Raw genomic sequence first — 16,651 nt, forward strand, 5'->3', positions numbered from 1 at the left:
TCGAGCCTAACCACCCCTTTCGGGGGATCCCGCCCCGGGGCGCTCCCCGGGTCACTCCTCCTCGAAGTCTCCCGCCGCGATCCGCAGCGGGCGGAGCATCGCGAAGATCTCCGCGCACTCCTCCGCGTCGTAGCATCCGAGCCCGAAGTCCATCGCCATCAGGTCGCGGGTGGCCGCCTCGACCACCTCGCGGCCCTTGTCGGTGATGCTGGCGAGGGTGCCGCGCCCGTCGTTGGGGTTGGGGCGCTTGTCCACCAGGCCGGACCTCACCAGGCGGTCGACGGTGTTCGTCACGGACGTGGGGTGCACCATGAGCCGCTCGCCGATCTTGGACATCGGCAGCTCGCCGGACTTCGAGAAGGTGAGCAGCACGAGCGCCTCGTACCGCGCGAACGTCAGTCCGTACGGCTTGACCACCGCGTCGACCTCGGCGAGCAGGATCTGGTGCGCCCGCATGATCGAGGTGATCGCGGCCATGGACGGGACGCTTCCCCAGCGCTGCTTCCACAGATCGTCGGCGCGGGCGATGGGATCGAAGGAGAGACTGAGGGGCTTCGGCACGAACCCGACCTTACCGGCCGGTCATATGCTGGTCAGCCCTGTCTCGTCCTTCGGTCCGGCCCGGTCTTCCGGGCGGCCGCCTCCGTCCCCTCCCCGCCGGCTCCGTCCGCCCCGGGCCGCCGCGGCGGCGCCCCGGGGACCGCAGGGCACGACCGCTTCCCGGGTCAGCGGCGGCCGGTCCGGCGCAGCCGGTGCCGCACCGCCCGCTGGGCCACCGGGCCGAGTTCCTCCAGGGCGCTGACCAGGCCCCCCAGCTGCTCCAGCGCGTCCAGCGCCGCGGTCGCCCCCGCCGCGTCCGCGCCCTCGTACAGCTCGATCCCCACGAAGGAGGCCGCCACGGCCCGCGCGAGTCCCGCCGGATCGGTGAACTCCCCGAACGGCGTGCCCGCGAGGACCCGGGTGAGGACCTTCTCCAGCTCCGCGATCCACAGGTCGAGGCCCGCCGCCGTGGCGGGCCCGAGGCTGGGGTGGGTCTGCGCGCCGGCGAGGAGCTGGCCGAGCAGGGCCACGTGGCCCCCGGCCCGCTCCTGCTCGTGGATCTCGCGGCCGACGGCCAGCAGTTCGGACAGGGAGGAGACGGTGGACAGGCGGTCCCGGTACAGCGCCACCGACCGCTCGGCCCCGTACCGGCACGCCGCCGCGAGCAGTTCGTCCACCGAGCCGAAGTGGTAGAAGACCAGCGCCTGGTTGACGCCCGCGGCCGCCGCGACGGTGCGGGCCGAGGTCTTGGCGATGCCCTGCTCGGTGAGCGTGCGCAGCGCGCCCTCCAGGAGTCTGGTCCTGGTCTCCTGGGACCTGGCCGTGTCCGGGCTCATGCGCGCCCCTCCTCGCGCACCGGGCGCAGACCGGGGCGCACGCCGCAGGCCGCGACGTCCTGGTAGGCGGCGGTGAAGGAGCCCTCGTAGCCGAAGAGGGGGCCGAAGTACCGGTTCACGACGCGGACCCGGATGCGGAAGCGGCCGGCGTCGTCGTAGGACTCGCGGACCTCGGCGGTGGCGCCGATCAGCTCGGGGACGCGGACGTCCACCACGCCCTCCCGGAAGCGGTGCTCCCCGGAGCGGACGAGCAGCGAGCCGTCGGGCTCCGCGCGGAAGTGGAGCTCACTGGCGAGGTGCTGGTGGGTGCCGAGGTAGTCGAGGACGCGGTCGCCCTGGGGGCCGAGCACCATCTGGGCGTCGAAGCGGCGGGGGCGGCCGGGCAGGTCGAAGGTGCGCACGAAGGTCACCGTCTCACGGCCGTGGGAGTCGGTGTACGGCACGTTCTCGATGGTGAAGGGGATGTGACGGCCCTCACGCGGGACGAGGATGTTGCGGGTGGCGCCCAGCGCCAGGAACGGCTTCACGAAGGCGCCGCCGTGCCAGATCCGCTCCATCACGCCCCGGCCGGTGCACGCCCGGCCGCTCGCCAGGCCCACGGAGAAGCGGCGCCGCAGCTGGGGGTGGAGGCGGTCGAAGTCGGCGCCCATGGCCGTACGGAAGATCGAGCTCATCGCGGGTTCTCCAGGGTGCGCAGGACGCGCGGCGCGCGGGCGCGCGCGGGCGGCCGGCGCAGGCAGCGGCGGGCGGCGGGGGTGCGGGGCAGGGGGGACGCGAACAGGGCCAGCGCGACGGCGAGGGTGAGGAGCAGGGGGAAGGTGCAGGCCGCCGCGGGTGCGAGCGGGCCGAGGAGGCCGACGGCCGGCTCCAGCCGGAAGCCGGCGCACGCGGCGGCGATCACCAGGGCGCGGACCGCCAGTTCCGCGAGCCAGTTCCACCGGGCGCGTTCCGGGGTGACGCCGTGCTCCAGCCACAGGCGCAGGCGGTCGAAGGACCAGGCCGTCGCCCAGCCCAGGACGGGACGCAGCAGCAGCCGGTCGGCGAGCGTCCCGAAGGCGCCCCAGCGGGGGCGGTAGTCGTAGCCGGTGAGGAAGCGGACGCCGTCGCCGTCGGGGACGTAGCGCCAGTAGCCGCCGCCCTCGGCGAGCAGGGAGAGCGGGTGCGGTGAGGCGAAGCGCAGGGCGGAGGTGCGGGTGCCGTCGGGGCGCTCCCTCTCCCCCGCCGAGACTCCGGTGCCGGCGACCGTGAGGAAGGGCAGCACGCGCGTGGCGTACCGGAAGCGCTGCGGTCCGCCCTCCTCGCGCGGGAGGTGGTCGATCTCGGTGAAGCGCAGGTCCCAGCGTCGGTGCCGGGCGGGGTCCTGCGTACGCGCCCACAGGTCGTCGAGGTCGGCGCGGATGCGTGTTTCTGCGTACAGCCCCATGTGGTCCCCCGGTCCGACGGCTGTTTTGAGCGACTGCTCAAAACACTTCGGGCAGGAACGTACACCCGTTTGAGCGATCGCTCAAACGGCGGGCACGAAAAAACCCGGCCCGTGCGGGCCGGGTCCGTCCGGTGGACCGGGGCGCCCTACTCGGCCGCCAGGTACCGCTCCACGGTCTCCACCTTGGAGGTGAGGCCGTCGGTCACCCCGGGGCGGATGTCCGCCTTGAGGACCAGGGACACGCGCGGCGCCCGCGCCTCGACGGCGGCGACGGCGCGTCTGACGACGTCCATGACCTCGTCCCACTCACCCTCGACCGAGGTGAACATCGCGTCGGTGCGGTGCGGCAGGCCCGACTCGCGCACCACGCGGACGGCGTCGGCGACGTACTCTCCCACGTCCTCGCCCACGCCCAGCGGCGTCACGGAGAAGGCGACGATCATGCCTTCACGGCCCCTTCCCCGCGGACGCGCGAGGCGACGACCGCGTCCTCGGACTCACGGCGCAGCCTGCGCTCGGCGAAGAAGCCGCCGGCGGGCAGCACGGAGAGGACGAAGTAGAGGGCGGCGGTCCCCACAGGCCACTTGGCGCGGTTCCAGGCGTCCGCCCAGAAGATCACGTACAGCACGAACAGGACGCCGTGCACCATGCCCATCACCGGCACGGCGTTGAAGTCCGTGGTCCGCTTCAGCACCGAGCAGACGAGCAGGAGCAGGAAGGAGATCGCCTCGGGGCCCGAGACCAGGCGGAGGCGGCGGAGGGCGGCGGCGGTCTTGATGTCCACGGGTCACCTTCGGTGGCAGAGACGTCGGCGGTCTGACGGTCGGACGGCTTGTGAACGCACGCACAAGCGCACGCCCATTGTGGCAAACCGCCGCGCGGGACCCGGCCGGGGGGCCGCCTTCCCGGCCCCTGAGGGTGATTCCGGGACCTTCTCCGCCATTGAGCCCTGTCGGACAGCACGCCCGGCGGGCTACCGTCACCGGCGTGGCGATGTTCCGACTTCAGAGCAGCAGGGTGCTCGCCGTCGACATGACCGGGGACGCCGTGAAGGCGAAGAACGGCTCGATGGTGGCGTACGACGGCCGGATGGCCTTCAAGAAGCTCAGCGGCGGCGGCGAGGGCCTGCGGGGAATGGTGACCCGGCGGCTGACCGGCGAGCAGATGACCTTGATGGAGGTGAAGGGGCAGGGGACCTGCTGGTTCGCCGACCGGGCCTCCGAGATCAACCTCGTGCAACTCCGGGGGGACACGCTGTACGTGGAGTCGAGCAACCTGCTCGCGGCCGACGGCGGGCTGCGCACCGGCACGAGCTTCACGGGGCTGCGCGGGGCCTCGCAGGGCAACGGGCTGTTCACGACGACCGTCGAGGGCCACGGCCAGGCGGCGATCGTGTCCGACGGCCCGGCGGTGGTGCTGCGGGTCGGCCCGCAGTACCCGCTGACCGTCGACCCGGGCGCCTACGTGGCGCACCAGGGGAACCTGCGGCAGTCCTTCCAGTCGGGTGTGACGTTCCGCACACTGCTCGGGGAAGGCGGCGGCGAGGCCTTCCAGATGCGCTTCGAGGGGGACGGGCTGGTGTACGTGCAGCCGAGCGAGCGGAACACGATCGCGGGGGAGGTGTGACATGGCCTTCCGGGAGATCAACGCGAAGATGGTCGAGGCGACCGTGACCCCCGGGCAGCGGTTGTTCAGTCAGCGCGGGGCGATGCTCGCCTACCGCGGCGAGGTGTCCTTCACCCCCAACACCGCCGGCGGACAGGGCGGGGTGATGTCGATGATCGGCCGCCGGATCGCGGACGAGGACACGCCCCTGATGACCGTCGAGGGCAGCGGCACCGTCCTGTTCGGGCACGGCGGCCACCACGTCCACGTCATCGAGCTCGCCGGCGACACGCTGTACGTGGAGGCGGACCGCCTGCTCGCCTTCGAGGGCACGCTCCGGCAGGGCACGATGTTCCTGGGCGCGCAGGGCGGCGTGATGGGCATGGTCCGCGGCCAGGTCACCGGCCAGGGGCTGTTCACCACGACGCTGCAGGGGCACGGATCCGTCGCCGTCATGGCCCACGGCGGCGTCTTCGAGATCCCGATCACCCCGCAGCGCCCGGTCCACGTCGACCCGCAGGCCTACGTCGCCCACCACGGCGACGTCCGCAACAAGCTGTCCACGGCCCTGGGCTGGCGGGACATGGTGGGCCGCGGCTCCGGCGAGGCGTTCCAGCTGGAGCTCAGCGGCAACGGCGCGGTGTACGTCCAGGCCTCGGAGGAGAAGCTGTGAGCACCTACGGAATGCCGGGCGCCGGCCCGGCGGTCTTCGACCCCGCGACCCTGCCCGCCGACGACAACGTCACCCCCTACACCTTCTGCGTGGAGCTCAAGGGGAGCCAGTGGTTCCTGCAGAAGGGGAAGATGATCGCCTACTACGGCTCGATCGACTTCAACGGCGTCGGGCACGGCCGGCTCGACCGGCTCGTCCGCACGTCCTTCCATTCGCCTCTGCACGCGAGCGACTGGGTCGTGGCGGAGGGCTCGGGCAAGATGCTCCTCGCCGACCGGGCCTTCGACGTGAACTCGTACGACCTCGAGGACGGCAACCTGACCATTCGCTCGGGCAACTTGCTTGCTTTTCAGCCAAGTCTGTCGCTGAAGCAGTCGATCGTGCCGGGTTTCCTGACGCTGATCGGAACCGGAAAGTTCGTCGCCGCATCCAACGGTCCGGTGGTGTTCATGGAACCCCCGGTCCGGGTGGACCCGCAGGCGCTCGTCGGCTGGGCCGACTGCCCCTCGCCGTGCCACCACTACGACCACGGGTACATGACCGGCGTACTGGGCGGTCTACGTGCGCTGACGGGCCTCGGCGGGGTCTCCGGGGAGGAGCACCAGTTCGAGTTCGTGGGGGCGGGCACGGTGCTGCTGCAGTCGTCCGAGACGCTGATGCCCGAGCAGGCGACGGGGGCCGTCGTGCAGGATGCGGGCGTGCCCGGCGGCGGAACGCCGGCGCCCCAGGGACAGCAGTCCGGGGCACCGCGCCTTCCCGGACAGCTGGGAGACCTCCAGCGTCGCTTCGGGCTGTGAGCGGTAGTCTGCGGAGTGTGACATCGAACGCGTGCACACCGGCGCGCTCCCGGCGCACACCGCGCCACCAAGACCCTCACTAGTTCGCAATTCAACTTCTTAGGTAGACTTCATTCATGGAGACCGAGACGGCCACCCGCTGGCTGACTGATGCGGAGCAGTGCGCCTGGCGCACCCACCTGGAGGTCAACAGGCTGTTGACGTACCAGCTCGAGAAGGACCTCCAGCCGTTCGGCCTGACAATGAACGACTACGAGATCCTGGTGAACCTCTCCGAGTCGGAGGACCTGCGGATGCGGATGAGCGACCTCGCCTCCGCCACCCTCCAGTCCAAGAGCCGGCTCTCGCACCAGATCACCCGCATGGAGAACGCGAACCTGGTCCGCCGTGAGAACTGCGAGTCGGACCGCCGCGGGCTCTACGCGGTCCTCACCGAGCACGGCATGGAGACCATGAAGAAGGTCGCGCCGCACCACGTGGCCTCCGTGCGCAGGCACTTCATCGACCTGCTGTCCCCCGAGGCCCTGACGGAACTCGACAAGGCCCTCAAGCCCATCGCCGAGCACCTGCGGAGCCAGCGCGGCCGCCCCTGACCCGGCGGGCCCGGCCTGATCCGGACAGCACACCTAGGCGACCGGCAGGCGCAGCTCGAACAGGGCTCCGCCCGCCGGCGCCGCGCCGGCCGTGAGCGTGCCGCCGTGCCGTACGGCGACGTCCCGGGCGATGGCGAGGCCCAGCCCGGCGCCGCCGTCGTCCCGGCTGCGGGCGGCGTCCAGCCGGACGAACCGCTCGAAGATCCGTTCACGGTCGGCCGCGGGCACACCGTCCCCGTCGTCGGCGACCCCGACCACGGCCCAGTCCCCCTCCCGCCGAGCGGTCACCGCGACCGCCGAGCGGGCGTGCCGCTGCGCGTTGTCGAGCAGATTGGCGAGCACACGTCCCAGCTGTCCCCGGGACCCGGCCACCTCCACCGGTTCGGCGTCCACCGTCACGCCCTCCCGCCCCGCGGCCTCCTCCCGCACGAGCGCGGCCAGGTCGACGCGGGCGTCGGGCGCCGGCCGCTCCCCCGCGTCCAGCCGGGCGAGCAGCAGCAGATCGGCGGCGAGTCGCTGCAGCCGTACGGTGTCCTCGACGGCGCCCTCCAGATCGAGCAGTTCCGGGTGGGCGACGGCCACCTCCAGCTGGGTCCGCAGCGAGGCGATCGGACTGCGCAGCTCGTGGGAGGCGTCGGCGACGAACCGCCGCTGCCGCTCCACGGAGCTCTCCAGGGCGGCGAGCGTCTGGTTGGTGGTGCGGGCCAGCCGGGCGACCTCGTCGTGCGTGTCCGGCTCCGGCACGCGGCGCGCGAGGTCCTCGGACGCGGTGATCGCGGCCATCTCCCGGCGGATCCCCTCCACCGGCCGCAGCGCGCGCCGGGTGACCAGCCAGGTCACCCCCGCCACGACCCCGAGCAGCAGCGGGAACCCGATCAGCATGACGCTCAGCGCGGTCCGCACGGCCCCGTGCTCGGCGGCCAGCGGAGCGCCCGCGTGGACGGTGAGGCGGCCCCGGTCGGGGGTCTCCACCTCCAGGGCGGCGAACCGGTAGTCGGCCGTCTCGCCGTCGATCGTCGCGGAGCCGTTGGTGAAGGTGGCCCCGCCGGCGATCTCACCGGGTCCGGGGGACCCGTCCGGGTCGTCGGCGTCCGCGGGGCCGTCGTCGCCGTCCCCGCGCCCCTTGGCCGGGGCCTGCGGCTCGACCGCGTCCGTGCCGGTGCCGCTGATCCGCTCCAGGTCCTCGCTCGCCGCGACGAGCCTTCCGTCCCCGTCGACGACCTGCACCGGTTCGTGGTCGCCGTCCAGGCCCGAGAGCCGGTCGTACGGCGTCCGCGCGGCGAGCTCGGCGGCGACCGCGCGCGCCGAGCGTTCCGCCTCGGTGCCGGCCTCGCCGACCAGGTTGGACCGCAGGGACAGCAGCACAGCGGCACCGGCCGCGACGAGCGCCACGGCCACCACCAGGGTGGCGGCGAGCGTCGCCCGGGCCCGCACGGACCCGAACAGCCGTCTCACGACGCCGCCTCCAGCTGGTACCCGGCACCGCGCACGGTCCGGATGAGCCCGGCGCGCAGCTTCCGCCGCAGGGCGCTGACGTACACCTCGACGATGTTCGGATCGCCCTCGTACGCGAAGTCCCAGACGTGTTCCAGGATCTCCGCCTTGGACACCACCTCGCCGGCCCGCACCACGAGCTGCTCCAGCACGGAGAACTCCTTGGCGGTGAGCGTCACCTCGTCCTCGTCCAGGAACACCCGGCGGGCGGCGGTGTCCACCCTCAGGTCGCCGTGCACGTGCACCGGCGAGGCCCCGGGGCCCCGGCCGCGCCGCCGCAGCAGCGCCTTGACGCGGGCGACGAGGACGACGTAGGAGAACGGCTTGGTCAGGTAGTCGTCGGCGCCCGTGTCGAGCCCTTCGGCCTCGTCGTACTCGCCGTCCTTGGCGGTGAGCATCAGGATCGGTACGCCGTGCCCGGCGGCGCGCAGGGCGGCGCAGACCCGGTACCCGTTCAGCCCCGGCAGCATGATGTCGAGGACGACGAGGTCGTAGGCCCCCTCCGAGGCCCGGTGCAGTCCCTCCCGCCCGTCGTGGACGACGTCCACGGCGTACCCCTCGGCCGTCAGGCCCCTGGCCAGCGACAGGGCCAGCCGCTTCTCGTCCTCCACGATCAAAAGGCGCATGGGTCAAGCGTCGCAAAACCAACCTGAAGATCCCTTCAGGAGCCTTCAGCTCCCCCTCAGCCCCGGTCGGCGACCTTGGGGACATCGGAAACGAAGCGACTCCGGAGGAACCCGCATGAAGCGCAACATCGTGATCGCCGCGGTGGCGGCCGCCGCCCTGATCGGGGGCGGCACGGCCACGGCCCTCGCGGTCACGGGCGACGACGAGGACACGGCGCGCCGGACGGTGGACGCCCGGGCGTCGGACGACGGCGCCCGCGAGGACGGCGACGATGCCCGCGAGGGCGACGGCGACCGCCCCGCCCGCGTGGACGTGACGGCCCCGGAGGCCATCGCCGCCGCGCTCGAGCACACGCCGGGCACGGTGGTCTCCGCGGAGCTGGACGCCGAGGACGACGGGAACGACGGGAACGACGAGGACGCCGGCGGCAGGGCGGCCTGGCGGGTCGACGTCCTCGGCGGCGACACCCGGCACAGCCTCCGGATCGACCCCGGCACCGGCAGGGTCCTGGGCTCCGGCACCGAGCAGGAGGACGACACGGCCGGGGTGCGGGCGGCGCTGAAGGGCACGTCCGTCACGGCCGCCGAGGCGGCGGAGGCGGCGGCCGGCAAGGGCACGGTGACGTCCGTGGACCTGGACGAGGAGGGCCGGTCCGCGGCCTGGGAGGTGGAGACGCACGCCGCCGGCAAGGCGGACCGGGAGTGGCGGGTCGCCCCGGACACGGGCAAGGTCACGGCGGACCGCTCGGACGACGACTGACGCGTACGCGAGGCCGCGGCCGGGGCGGCGCCCCCGCGGCACGAGCGCGCGCGGCCGGGCGCACCCGCCCACGCACGCAAGGGGACGTGCCGGGGGCGTCCGCCCGCAGCGCCCGGCGTCCTCGCCGGGCGCCCGGCCGGCGCAGCGGTCCGCCGGACCGGGGACACACGCCCGGCGCGGCCCCGGCCCCCAGCCCGGCGGCAGGCGCCACGGCACCCCGGCCGGACGGCCGCGGGCCGCCGCGGACGCAGCCGGCCGGCCCTCTTCCGTCAGCCCCTCTCCGTCAGCCCTTCTCCGTCAGCCCCGCCACCAGTTCGTCCGCCGCCCGGTAGGGGTCCAGCTCCCCCGCCGCGATCCGCTCCGCGAGCGCCCCCAGCCGTCGGTCCCCGTGCAGGTCCCCGATCCGCTCCCGCAGCGCCGTGACCGCGATGGTCTCCACCTCGCGCGCGGCCCGCGCCAGCCGCCGCTCGGCGAGCACGCCCCGCTCCTCCATCCACGCCCGGTGCTTCTCCAGCGCCTCGACGACCTCGTCGACGCCCTCCCCGCGCGCGGCGACCGTCTTGACGATCGGCGGGCGCCAGTCGCCGGGGCCCCGGGCCTCGCCGAGCCCCAGCATGTGGTTCAGCTCGCGGGCGGTGGCGTCCGCGCCGTCCCGGTCGGCCTTGTTGACGACGTACACGTCGCCGATCTCCAGGATGCCCGCCTTGGCGGCCTGGATCCCGTCGCCCATCCCCGGCGCCAGCAGCACCACCGAGGTGTCCGCCTGCGAGGCGATCTCGACCTCCGACTGGCCGACGCCCACCGTCTCGACGAGGATCACGTCGCAGCCCGCCGCGTCCAGGACGCGGATCGCCTGCGGAGCCGCCCACGCGAGGCCGCCCAGGTGGCCCCGCGTCGCCATGGACCGGATGTACACGCCGGGGTCGGAGGCGTGCTCCGACATCCGCACCCGGTCGCCGAGCAGCGCGCCGCCGGAGAACGGGGACGACGGGTCCACCGCCAGCACCCCGACCCGCTTGCCCTGCTTGCGGTACGCGGTCACCAGCGCCGAGGTCGACGTGGACTTGCCGACGCCGGGCGAGCCCGTCAGCCCCACGACGTACGCGCCGCCCGCCAGCGGCGCGAGCGCCGCCATGACCTCCCTCAGCTGCGGGGACGCCCCCTCCACCAGCGAGATCAGCCGGGCCACGGCCCGTGGCCGCCCCTGCCTGGCCTGGGCCACCAGCGTGGAGACGTCCTGCATCACAGCTCCGTTCCCGAGAAGATCGACCAAGTGGAAGCGCCGTCAGGCCTTCGGTACCCGCACGATCAGTGCGTCACCCTGGCCGCCGCCGCCGCACAGCGCGGCCGCGCCGACCCCACCGCCGCGCCGCTTGAGCTCCAGCGCCAGGTGCAGCACCAGCCGCGCGCCGGACATCCCGATCGGGTGACCCAGGGCGATGGCACCGCCGTTGACGTTCACCTTTTCGGAGGACACCCCGAGGTCCTTCATCGACTGCACGGCGACGGCGGCGAAGGCCTCGTTGATCTCGATGAGGTCGAGGTCGGAGACCTCCAGCCCCTCCTTCTTCAGCGCGTGCCGGATCGCGTTCGACGGCTGCGACTGCAGCGAGTTGTCCGGACCGGCCACGTTGCCGTGCGCGCCGATCTCCGCGATCCACTCCAGGCCCAGCTCCTGCGCCTTGGCCTTGCTCATCACGACGACCGCGGCGGCGCCGTCGGAGATCTGCGAGGAGGACCCCGCCGTGATCGTGCCGTCCTTGGAGAACGCCGGGCGCAGCTTCGCCAGGGACTCGACCGTGGTGTCGCCGCGGATCCCCTCGTCCTTGCTGAACAGCACCGGGTCGCCCTTGCGCTGCGGGATCTCCACCGGCGTGATCTCGGCCTCGAAGACGCCGTTCTTCTGCGCGGCGGCGGCCCGCTGGTGGGACAGCGCGGCGATCTCGTCCTGCTCGGCCCGGCCGATGCCCAGCCGCGTGTTGTGCTTCTCCGTCGACTCGCCCATGGCGATGCCCTCGAAGGAGTCCGTCAGCCCGTCGTACGCCATGGCGTCGAGCATCTGGACCGCGCCGTACTTGAAGCCCTCGCGGGACTTCGGCAGCAGGTGCGGGGCGTTGGTCATGGACTCCTGCCCGCCGGCGACGATCACGTCGAATTCACCCGCGCGGATCAACTGGTCGGCGAGCGCGATCGCGTCCAGGCCGGACAGGCACACCTTGTTGACGGTGAGCGCCGGGACGTTCATCGGGATGCCGGCCTTGACCGCGGCCTGCCGCGCCGGGATCTGCCCCGCCCCGGCCTGCAGCACCTGGCCCATGATGACGTACTGCACCTGGTCGCCCCCGATCCCCGCACGGTCGAGGGCGGCCTTGATCGCGAAACCGCCGAGGTCGGCTCCGGAGAAGGACTTCAGCGAACCGAGCAACCGTCCCATCGGGGTCCGGGCGCCCGCGACGATGACGGACGTCGTGCCGTTCGTCCCAGAAGTTCCACCAGAAGTTCCAGAAGACATGAGCTGCGATCCCCTTACCGGCCCGCACGGCCGAGGAGTGAACGAGGGTTTACTTCGAATGTACTGAGCGGTACTCCACCCCGTCATCGGGCTGTCGGTGTGATCGCGCGCACGTTGCGTAACCACCTCCGGAGCGCTGCACTGAATCCATGCTGACGCGAATCGACCACATCGGGATCGCCTGCCACGACCTCGACGCCACCGTCGAGTTCTACCGTGCCACCTACGGCTTCGAGGTGTTCCACACCGAGGTCAACGAGGAGCAGGGCGTGCGCGAGGCCATGCTCAAGATCAACGATACGTCCGACGGCGGGTCCTCGTACCTGCAGCTCCTCGAACCCACCCGCGAGGACTCCACGGTCGCGAAGTGGCTCGCGAAGAACGGCGAGGGCGTCCACCACATCGCCTTCGGCACGGCGGACGTCGACGGGGACGCGGCGGCCGTCCGCGACAAGGGCGTACGCGTCCTGTACGAGGAGCCCCGGCGCGGCTCCATGGGGTCACGGATCACCTTCCTGCACCCCAAGGACTGCCACGGAGTACTGACAGAACTGGTCACTTCGGCCCCCGTTGAGTCACCTGAGCACTGACCCTCGTACATAGGGGCCGGTAGGGTTGGGTGCGGTCGCCGCTCAATCCAGGGTGACCCGGTCCTGTCGTCCTCGACGACGGGACCGCCGGGGACCGGGTTTCGGGGGACGAGCAGCGGGGCAGCAGCTCCTGCTCCGCCGTTGATCTGACACCATTCCCCGGGGGCCCCGTCCGGCGGATGGACGGAGCTCGTTGGAGAGACCTGCGACCAGGGGACGGATGGGACCGCGCAGTGCGGGGCTACGAGAGCCAGGAGCGAGAGCCGGCGGCTGACGTCGACCACCTCTCTCGGTTCGAAGCCGAGATGAAGCGGCTGAAGACCGAGCGGGAAAAGGCGATCCAGCACGCCGAGGACCTCGGCTACCAGGTCGAGGTGCTGCGCGCCAAGCTGCACGAGGCGCGGCGCACCATCATGTCCCGGCCCGCCTACGACAGCGCCGACCTCGGTTACCAGGCCGAGCAGTTGCTGCGCAACGCGCAGATGCAGGCCGACCAGATCCGGGCCGACGCCGAGCGCGAGCTGAGCCAGGCCCGGGCGCAGACCCAGCGGATCCTGCAGGAGCACGCCGAGCAGGCCGCCCGGCTCCAGGCGGAGCTGCACCAGGAGGCGGTGACGCGCCGCCAGCAGCTGGACCAGGAGCTGGCCGAGCGCCGGCAGACCGTCGAGTCGCACGTCAACGAGAACGTGGCGTGGGCGGAGCAGCTGCGCGCCCGCACCGAGCAGCAGGCCCGCCGGCTGCTGGAGGAGTCCCGCGCCGAGGCCGAGCAGGCCCTGGCCGCCGCGCGGGCCGAGGCCGAGCGGCTGACCGCCGAGGCCCGCCAGCGCCTGCAGAGCGAGGCCGAGGCGGCCCGGGCGGAGGCCGAGCAGCTGCTGCGCCGCGCCCGCGCGGACGCCGAGCGGCTGCTGAACGCCGCCTCCACGCAGGCCCAGGAGGCCACCGACCACGCCGAGCAGCTGCGCACCTCCACCGTCAGCGAGTCGGAGGCCGCGCGCCGCCAGGCCCAGGAGCTGAGCCGGGCCGCCGAGCAGCGCATGGCCCAGGCCGACACGGCGCTGCGCGAGGCGCGCGCCGCGGCGGAGAAGCTGGTCGCGGAGGCCAAGGAGGCCGCGGCCAAGGCGCTGGCGACCGCCGAGGCGGCCAACGAGACGCGCACGCGCACGGCGAAGGAGCAGGTCGCCCGGCTGGTCGAGGAGGCCACGAAGGAGGCCGAGGCCACCAAGGCGGAGGCCGAACAGCTCGTCGCCGACGCCCGCGCCGAGGCCGAGAAGATGCTCGCCGAGGCCGTGGAGAAGGCCCGCAGCGTCACCGCCGAGGAGGCCGCGACCCAGCTGTCCAAGGCGGCCAGGACCGCCGAGGACGTGCTCAACAAGGCGTCGGAGGACGCCAAGAAGACCACCAGGGCCGCGGCCGAGGAGGCCGAGCGGATCCGCAAGGAGGCCGAGGCCGAGGCGGACCGGCTGCGCGCCGAGGCGCACGACATCGCCGAGCAGCTCAAGGGCGCGGCCAAGGACGACACCAAGGAGTACCGCGCCAAGACGGTCGAGCTGCAGGAGGAGGCCCGCCGGCTGCGCGGCGAGGCCGAGCAGCTGCGCGCCGACGCCGTCGAGGAGGGCGAGAAGATCCGCGCCGAGGCCCGCAAGGAGGCCGTGGCGCAGATCGAGGAGGCCGCCAGGACCGCCGAGGAGCTGCTGGCCAAGGCCAAGGCGGACGCCGACGAGCTGCGGCAGACCGCCCAGAGCGACAGCGAGAAGGTCCGCACCGAGGCCATCGAGCGTGCCACGACGTTGCGCCGGCAGGCCGAGGAGACCCTGCAGCGCACCCGCGCCGAGGCCGAGCGGCACCGCGAGGAGGCCGCCGAGCAGGCCGAGGCCCTCAAGGCGGACGCCGAGCGCGCCGCGCGCGAGCTGCGCGAGGAGACCGAGCGGGCCGTCGCGGCCCGGCGGGCGGAGGCCGCCGAGGAGCTGACGCGGCTCCAGAAGGAGGCCGAGGAGCGCCTGGCCGGCGCCGAGCAGGCGCTGAGCGACGCCCGCGAGGCGGCCGAGCGGATCCGCCGGGAGGCCGCCGAGGAGACCGAGCGGCTGCGCACCGAGGCCGCCGAGCGGATCCGTACGCTGCGGCAGCAGGCCGAGACGGAGGCCGACCGGCTGCGCACCGAGGCCGCGTCCGACGCGTCCGCCTCGCGCGCCGAGGGTGAGGCCGTCGCCGTACGGCTGCGCTCGGAGGCCGCCGCCGAGGCCGAGCGGCTCAAGACCGAGGCGCAGGAGACCGCCGACCGCGTGCGGGCCGAGGCGCAGGCCGCCGCCGAACGGCTCGCCGCCGAGGCGTCCGAGACGCTGGCCGCCGCCCAGGAGGAGGCCAACCGCCGCCGCCGCGAGGCCGAGGAGCTCCTCGGTGCCGCGCGGCAGGAGGCCGACCAGGAGCGCGAGCGGGCGCGCGAGCAGATCGAGGAACTGCTGGCCTCCGCGCGCAAGCGCGTGGAGGAGGCGCAGGCCGAGGCGGTGCGCCTCGTCGAGGAGGCCGACCGGCGCGCCGGCGAGATGGTGTCCGCGGCCGAGCAGCACGCCCAGCAGGTGCGGGACTCCGTCGCCGGGCTGCACGAGCAGGCCCAGGAGGAGATCGCCGGGCTGCGCAGCGCCGCCGAGCACGCGGCGGACCGTACGCGCCGGGAGGCCGAGGAGGAGGCGGACCGGGTCCGCTCCGACGCCTACGCCGAGCGGGAGCGGGCCACGGAGGACGCCAACCGGGTGCGCCGGGAGGCCCGGGAGGAGTCCGAGGCCGCCAAGTCGCTCGCCGACCGCACGGTGTCCGAGGCGATCGCCGAGGCGGAGCGGATCCGCGCGGACGTCGCCGAGCACGCCCAGCGGGTGCGCACCGAGGCGTCGGACGCGCTCGCCGAGGCCGACCAGGCCGCCGCGCGCACCCGGGCGGACGCCCGCGAGGACGCCAACCGCATCCGTTCGGACGCGGCGGCGCAGGCGGACACCCTGATCACCGAGGCGCGCGCCGAGGCGGAGCGGCTCACGGCCGAGACGATCGCCGACACCGACCGGCTGCGCACGGAGACGGTCGCCGAGGCCGAGCGGCTGCGCGGCGAGGCGGCGGCGGAGGCCGAGCGGGTCCGCGGCGAGGCGGCGGCGGAGGCCGAGCGGCTGCGCGCCGAGGCCGCCGAGACGGTCGGTTCCGCGCAGGCGCACGCCGAGCGGATCCGCACCGAGGCCGAGCGCCTCAAGGCGGACGCCGAGGCGGAGGCGGAGCGGCTCGTCGGCTCCGCGCGCGAGGAGGCCGAGCGCACCCTCGACGAGGCCCGCAAGGAGGCCAACAAGCGGCGTTCCGAGGCGGCCGAGCAGGTCGACAAGCTCATCACGGAGACCACGGCCGAGGCGGACAAGCTGCTGACCGAGGCGCAGCAGCAGGCGCTGAAGACCACGGCGGAGGCCGAGGCGCAGGCCGACACGATGGTCGGCGCGGCCCGCACGGAGGCCGAGCGGATCGTCGCCGAGGCCACGATCGAGGGCAACTCCCTGGTGGAGAAGGCCCGTACGGACGCGGACGAGCTGCTGGTCGGCGCGCGCCGGGACGCCGGCCGGATAAGGGAGCGGGCCGAGGAGCTGCGCGACCGCCTCACCTCCGAGATCGAGGAGCTGCACGAGCGGGCCCGCCGCGAGGCGGCCGAGACGATGAAGTCGGCCGGCGACCGCTGCGACGCGCTCATCAAGGCCGCCGAGGAGCAGCTCGCCAAGGCCGAGGCGAAGGCCAAGGAGCTCGTCTCCGAGGCCAACACCGAGGCGGGCAAGGTGCGCATCGCCGCGGTGAAGAAGGCCGAGGGCCTGCTGAAGGAGGCCGAGCAGAAGAAGGCGGCGCTCGTCAAGGAGGCCGAGGAGCTCAAGGCCGAGGCGATCCGCGAGGCCAGGCGCACGGTCGAGGAGGGCCGCCGCGAACTGGAGGTCCTGATGCGGCGCCGCGAGGACATCAACGCCGAGATCTCCCGCGTCCAGGACGTCCTGGAGGCGTTGGAGTCCTTCGAGGCCCCGGCGTCGAACAAGGACAGCGGGGTCAAGGCGGGCGCCGCGGCGGGCGCAACCCGATCGGGTGGCAAGTCGTCGGAAAGCTAGCCAGGAAGGACGAATCCGGTGTCTGCTAGGACCTTTGACCAACTCTTTGGCAAGCCGTCCGGCGGTTCGCCACTCAAAAGGGGTCTC

Annotated in this window: 17 protein-coding genes; 7 read left to right on the top strand and 10 right to left on the bottom strand. The window is 73.5% G+C overall.

The features are described 5' to 3' along the window. Positions 1-51: 51 nt before the first annotated feature. From AB0L29_RS11070 to AB0L29_RS11095, 6 genes are all read right to left on the bottom strand, one after another. On the bottom strand, positions 52-561 hold the full coding sequence (locus tag AB0L29_RS11070) for a MarR family transcriptional regulator (RefSeq protein ID WP_365825655.1): 510 nt from the start codon (positions 559-561) through the stop codon (positions 52-54). Positions 562-725: 164 nt separating this feature from the next. Continuing rightward, positions 726-1,376, bottom strand: a complete 651-nt coding sequence (locus AB0L29_RS11075) for a TetR/AcrR family transcriptional regulator (protein ID WP_365825657.1) — start codon at positions 1,374-1,376, stop codon at positions 726-728. Beyond that, positions 1,373-2,050: a DUF4166 domain-containing protein gene (locus tag AB0L29_RS11080; RefSeq protein WP_365825659.1), complete on the bottom strand. Its 678-nt coding sequence runs from the start codon at positions 2,048-2,050 to the stop codon at positions 1,373-1,375. The genes AB0L29_RS11075 and AB0L29_RS11080 overlap by 4 nt, the downstream gene beginning before the upstream one ends. Then, a complete protein-coding gene (locus tag AB0L29_RS11085; protein ID WP_365825661.1) occupies positions 2,047-2,799 on the bottom strand; it encodes a hypothetical protein in 753 nt (250 codons plus the stop codon). Before AB0L29_RS11085 ends, AB0L29_RS11080 begins: the two co-directional genes overlap by 4 nt. Before the next feature lie 146 nt (positions 2,800-2,945). Beyond that, the gene (locus tag AB0L29_RS11090; protein WP_365825663.1) at positions 2,946-3,242 is read right to left on the bottom strand and encodes an MTH1187 family thiamine-binding protein; all 297 of its coding nucleotides are present in this window, start codon (positions 3,240-3,242) and stop codon (positions 2,946-2,948) included. Beyond that, positions 3,239-3,583, bottom strand: a complete 345-nt coding sequence (locus tag AB0L29_RS11095; RefSeq protein ID WP_365825665.1) for a DUF3817 domain-containing protein — start codon at positions 3,581-3,583, stop codon at positions 3,239-3,241. The genes AB0L29_RS11090 and AB0L29_RS11095 overlap by 4 nt, the downstream gene beginning before the upstream one ends. 209 nt (positions 3,584-3,792) lie before the next feature. On the opposite strand from AB0L29_RS11095, the gene AB0L29_RS11100 reads away from it, so the two are divergent. The 4 genes from AB0L29_RS11100 to AB0L29_RS11115 all read left to right on the top strand — a co-directional run bounded on the left by AB0L29_RS11100 (position 3,793) and on the right by AB0L29_RS11115 (position 6,467). After that, the gene (locus AB0L29_RS11100; RefSeq protein WP_365825984.1) at positions 3,793-4,425 is read left to right on the top strand and encodes an AIM24 family protein; all 633 of its coding nucleotides are present in this window, start codon (positions 3,793-3,795) and stop codon (positions 4,423-4,425) included. A 1-nt stretch (position 4,426) separates the two neighbouring features. Then, positions 4,427-5,077: an AIM24 family protein gene (locus tag AB0L29_RS11105; protein ID WP_365825667.1), complete on the top strand. Its 651-nt coding sequence runs from the start codon at positions 4,427-4,429 to the stop codon at positions 5,075-5,077. Continuing rightward, positions 5,074-5,874 (top strand): AIM24 family protein, encoded by an 801-nt coding sequence (locus tag AB0L29_RS11110; RefSeq protein ID WP_365825669.1) that lies wholly within the window; start codon positions 5,074-5,076, stop codon positions 5,872-5,874. The genes AB0L29_RS11105 and AB0L29_RS11110 overlap by 4 nt, the downstream gene beginning before the upstream one ends. A gap of 116 nt (positions 5,875-5,990) precedes the next feature. After that, complete coding sequence (locus tag AB0L29_RS11115; protein ID WP_365825671.1) at positions 5,991-6,467, top strand: MarR family transcriptional regulator; 477 nt, start codon at positions 5,991-5,993, stop codon at positions 6,465-6,467. A 33-nt stretch (positions 6,468-6,500) separates the two neighbouring features. Here the strand turns inward: AB0L29_RS11115 and AB0L29_RS11120 are convergent, their stop codons facing one another. After that, a complete protein-coding gene (locus tag AB0L29_RS11120; RefSeq protein ID WP_365825673.1) occupies positions 6,501-7,922 on the bottom strand; it encodes an ATP-binding protein in 1,422 nt (473 codons plus the stop codon). Further along, positions 7,919-8,587 (bottom strand): response regulator transcription factor, encoded by a 669-nt coding sequence (locus AB0L29_RS11125; RefSeq protein ID WP_365825675.1) that lies wholly within the window; start codon positions 8,585-8,587, stop codon positions 7,919-7,921. Before AB0L29_RS11125 ends, AB0L29_RS11120 begins: the two co-directional genes overlap by 4 nt. Positions 8,588-8,702: 115 nt before the next feature. On the opposite strand from AB0L29_RS11125, the gene AB0L29_RS11130 reads away from it, so the two are divergent. Next, positions 8,703-9,347, top strand: coding sequence for a PepSY domain-containing protein (locus AB0L29_RS11130; protein ID WP_365825677.1), 645 nt, complete (start codon positions 8,703-8,705; stop codon positions 9,345-9,347). A gap of 283 nt (positions 9,348-9,630) precedes the next feature. Here the strand turns inward: AB0L29_RS11130 and meaB are convergent, their stop codons facing one another. Next, a complete protein-coding gene (gene meaB / locus AB0L29_RS11135) occupies positions 9,631-10,590 on the bottom strand; it encodes a methylmalonyl Co-A mutase-associated GTPase MeaB (protein WP_365825679.1) in 960 nt (319 codons plus the stop codon). Between the two features lie 42 nt (positions 10,591-10,632). Beyond that, positions 10,633-11,859 (bottom strand): acetyl-CoA C-acetyltransferase, encoded by a 1,227-nt coding sequence (locus AB0L29_RS11140; protein WP_365825681.1) that lies wholly within the window; start codon positions 11,857-11,859, stop codon positions 10,633-10,635. A 149-nt stretch (positions 11,860-12,008) separates the two neighbouring features. On the opposite strand from AB0L29_RS11140, the gene mce reads away from it, so the two are divergent. Together mce and scy are read left to right on the top strand one after the other, a co-directional pair. Beyond that, the gene (gene mce, locus AB0L29_RS11145; RefSeq protein ID WP_365825683.1) at positions 12,009-12,449 is read left to right on the top strand and encodes a methylmalonyl-CoA epimerase; all 441 of its coding nucleotides are present in this window, start codon (positions 12,009-12,011) and stop codon (positions 12,447-12,449) included. A gap of 233 nt (positions 12,450-12,682) precedes the next feature. Next, positions 12,683-16,564, top strand: a complete 3,882-nt coding sequence (scy, locus tag AB0L29_RS11150; protein ID WP_365825685.1) for a polarized growth protein Scy — start codon at positions 12,683-12,685, stop codon at positions 16,562-16,564. Positions 16,565-16,651: the final 87 nt, after the last annotated feature.

The organism is Streptomyces sp. NPDC052701 (assembly GCF_040678355.1).
In the GTDB taxonomy this organism is placed as follows: Bacteria; Actinomycetota; Actinomycetes; order Streptomycetales; family Streptomycetaceae; genus Streptomyces.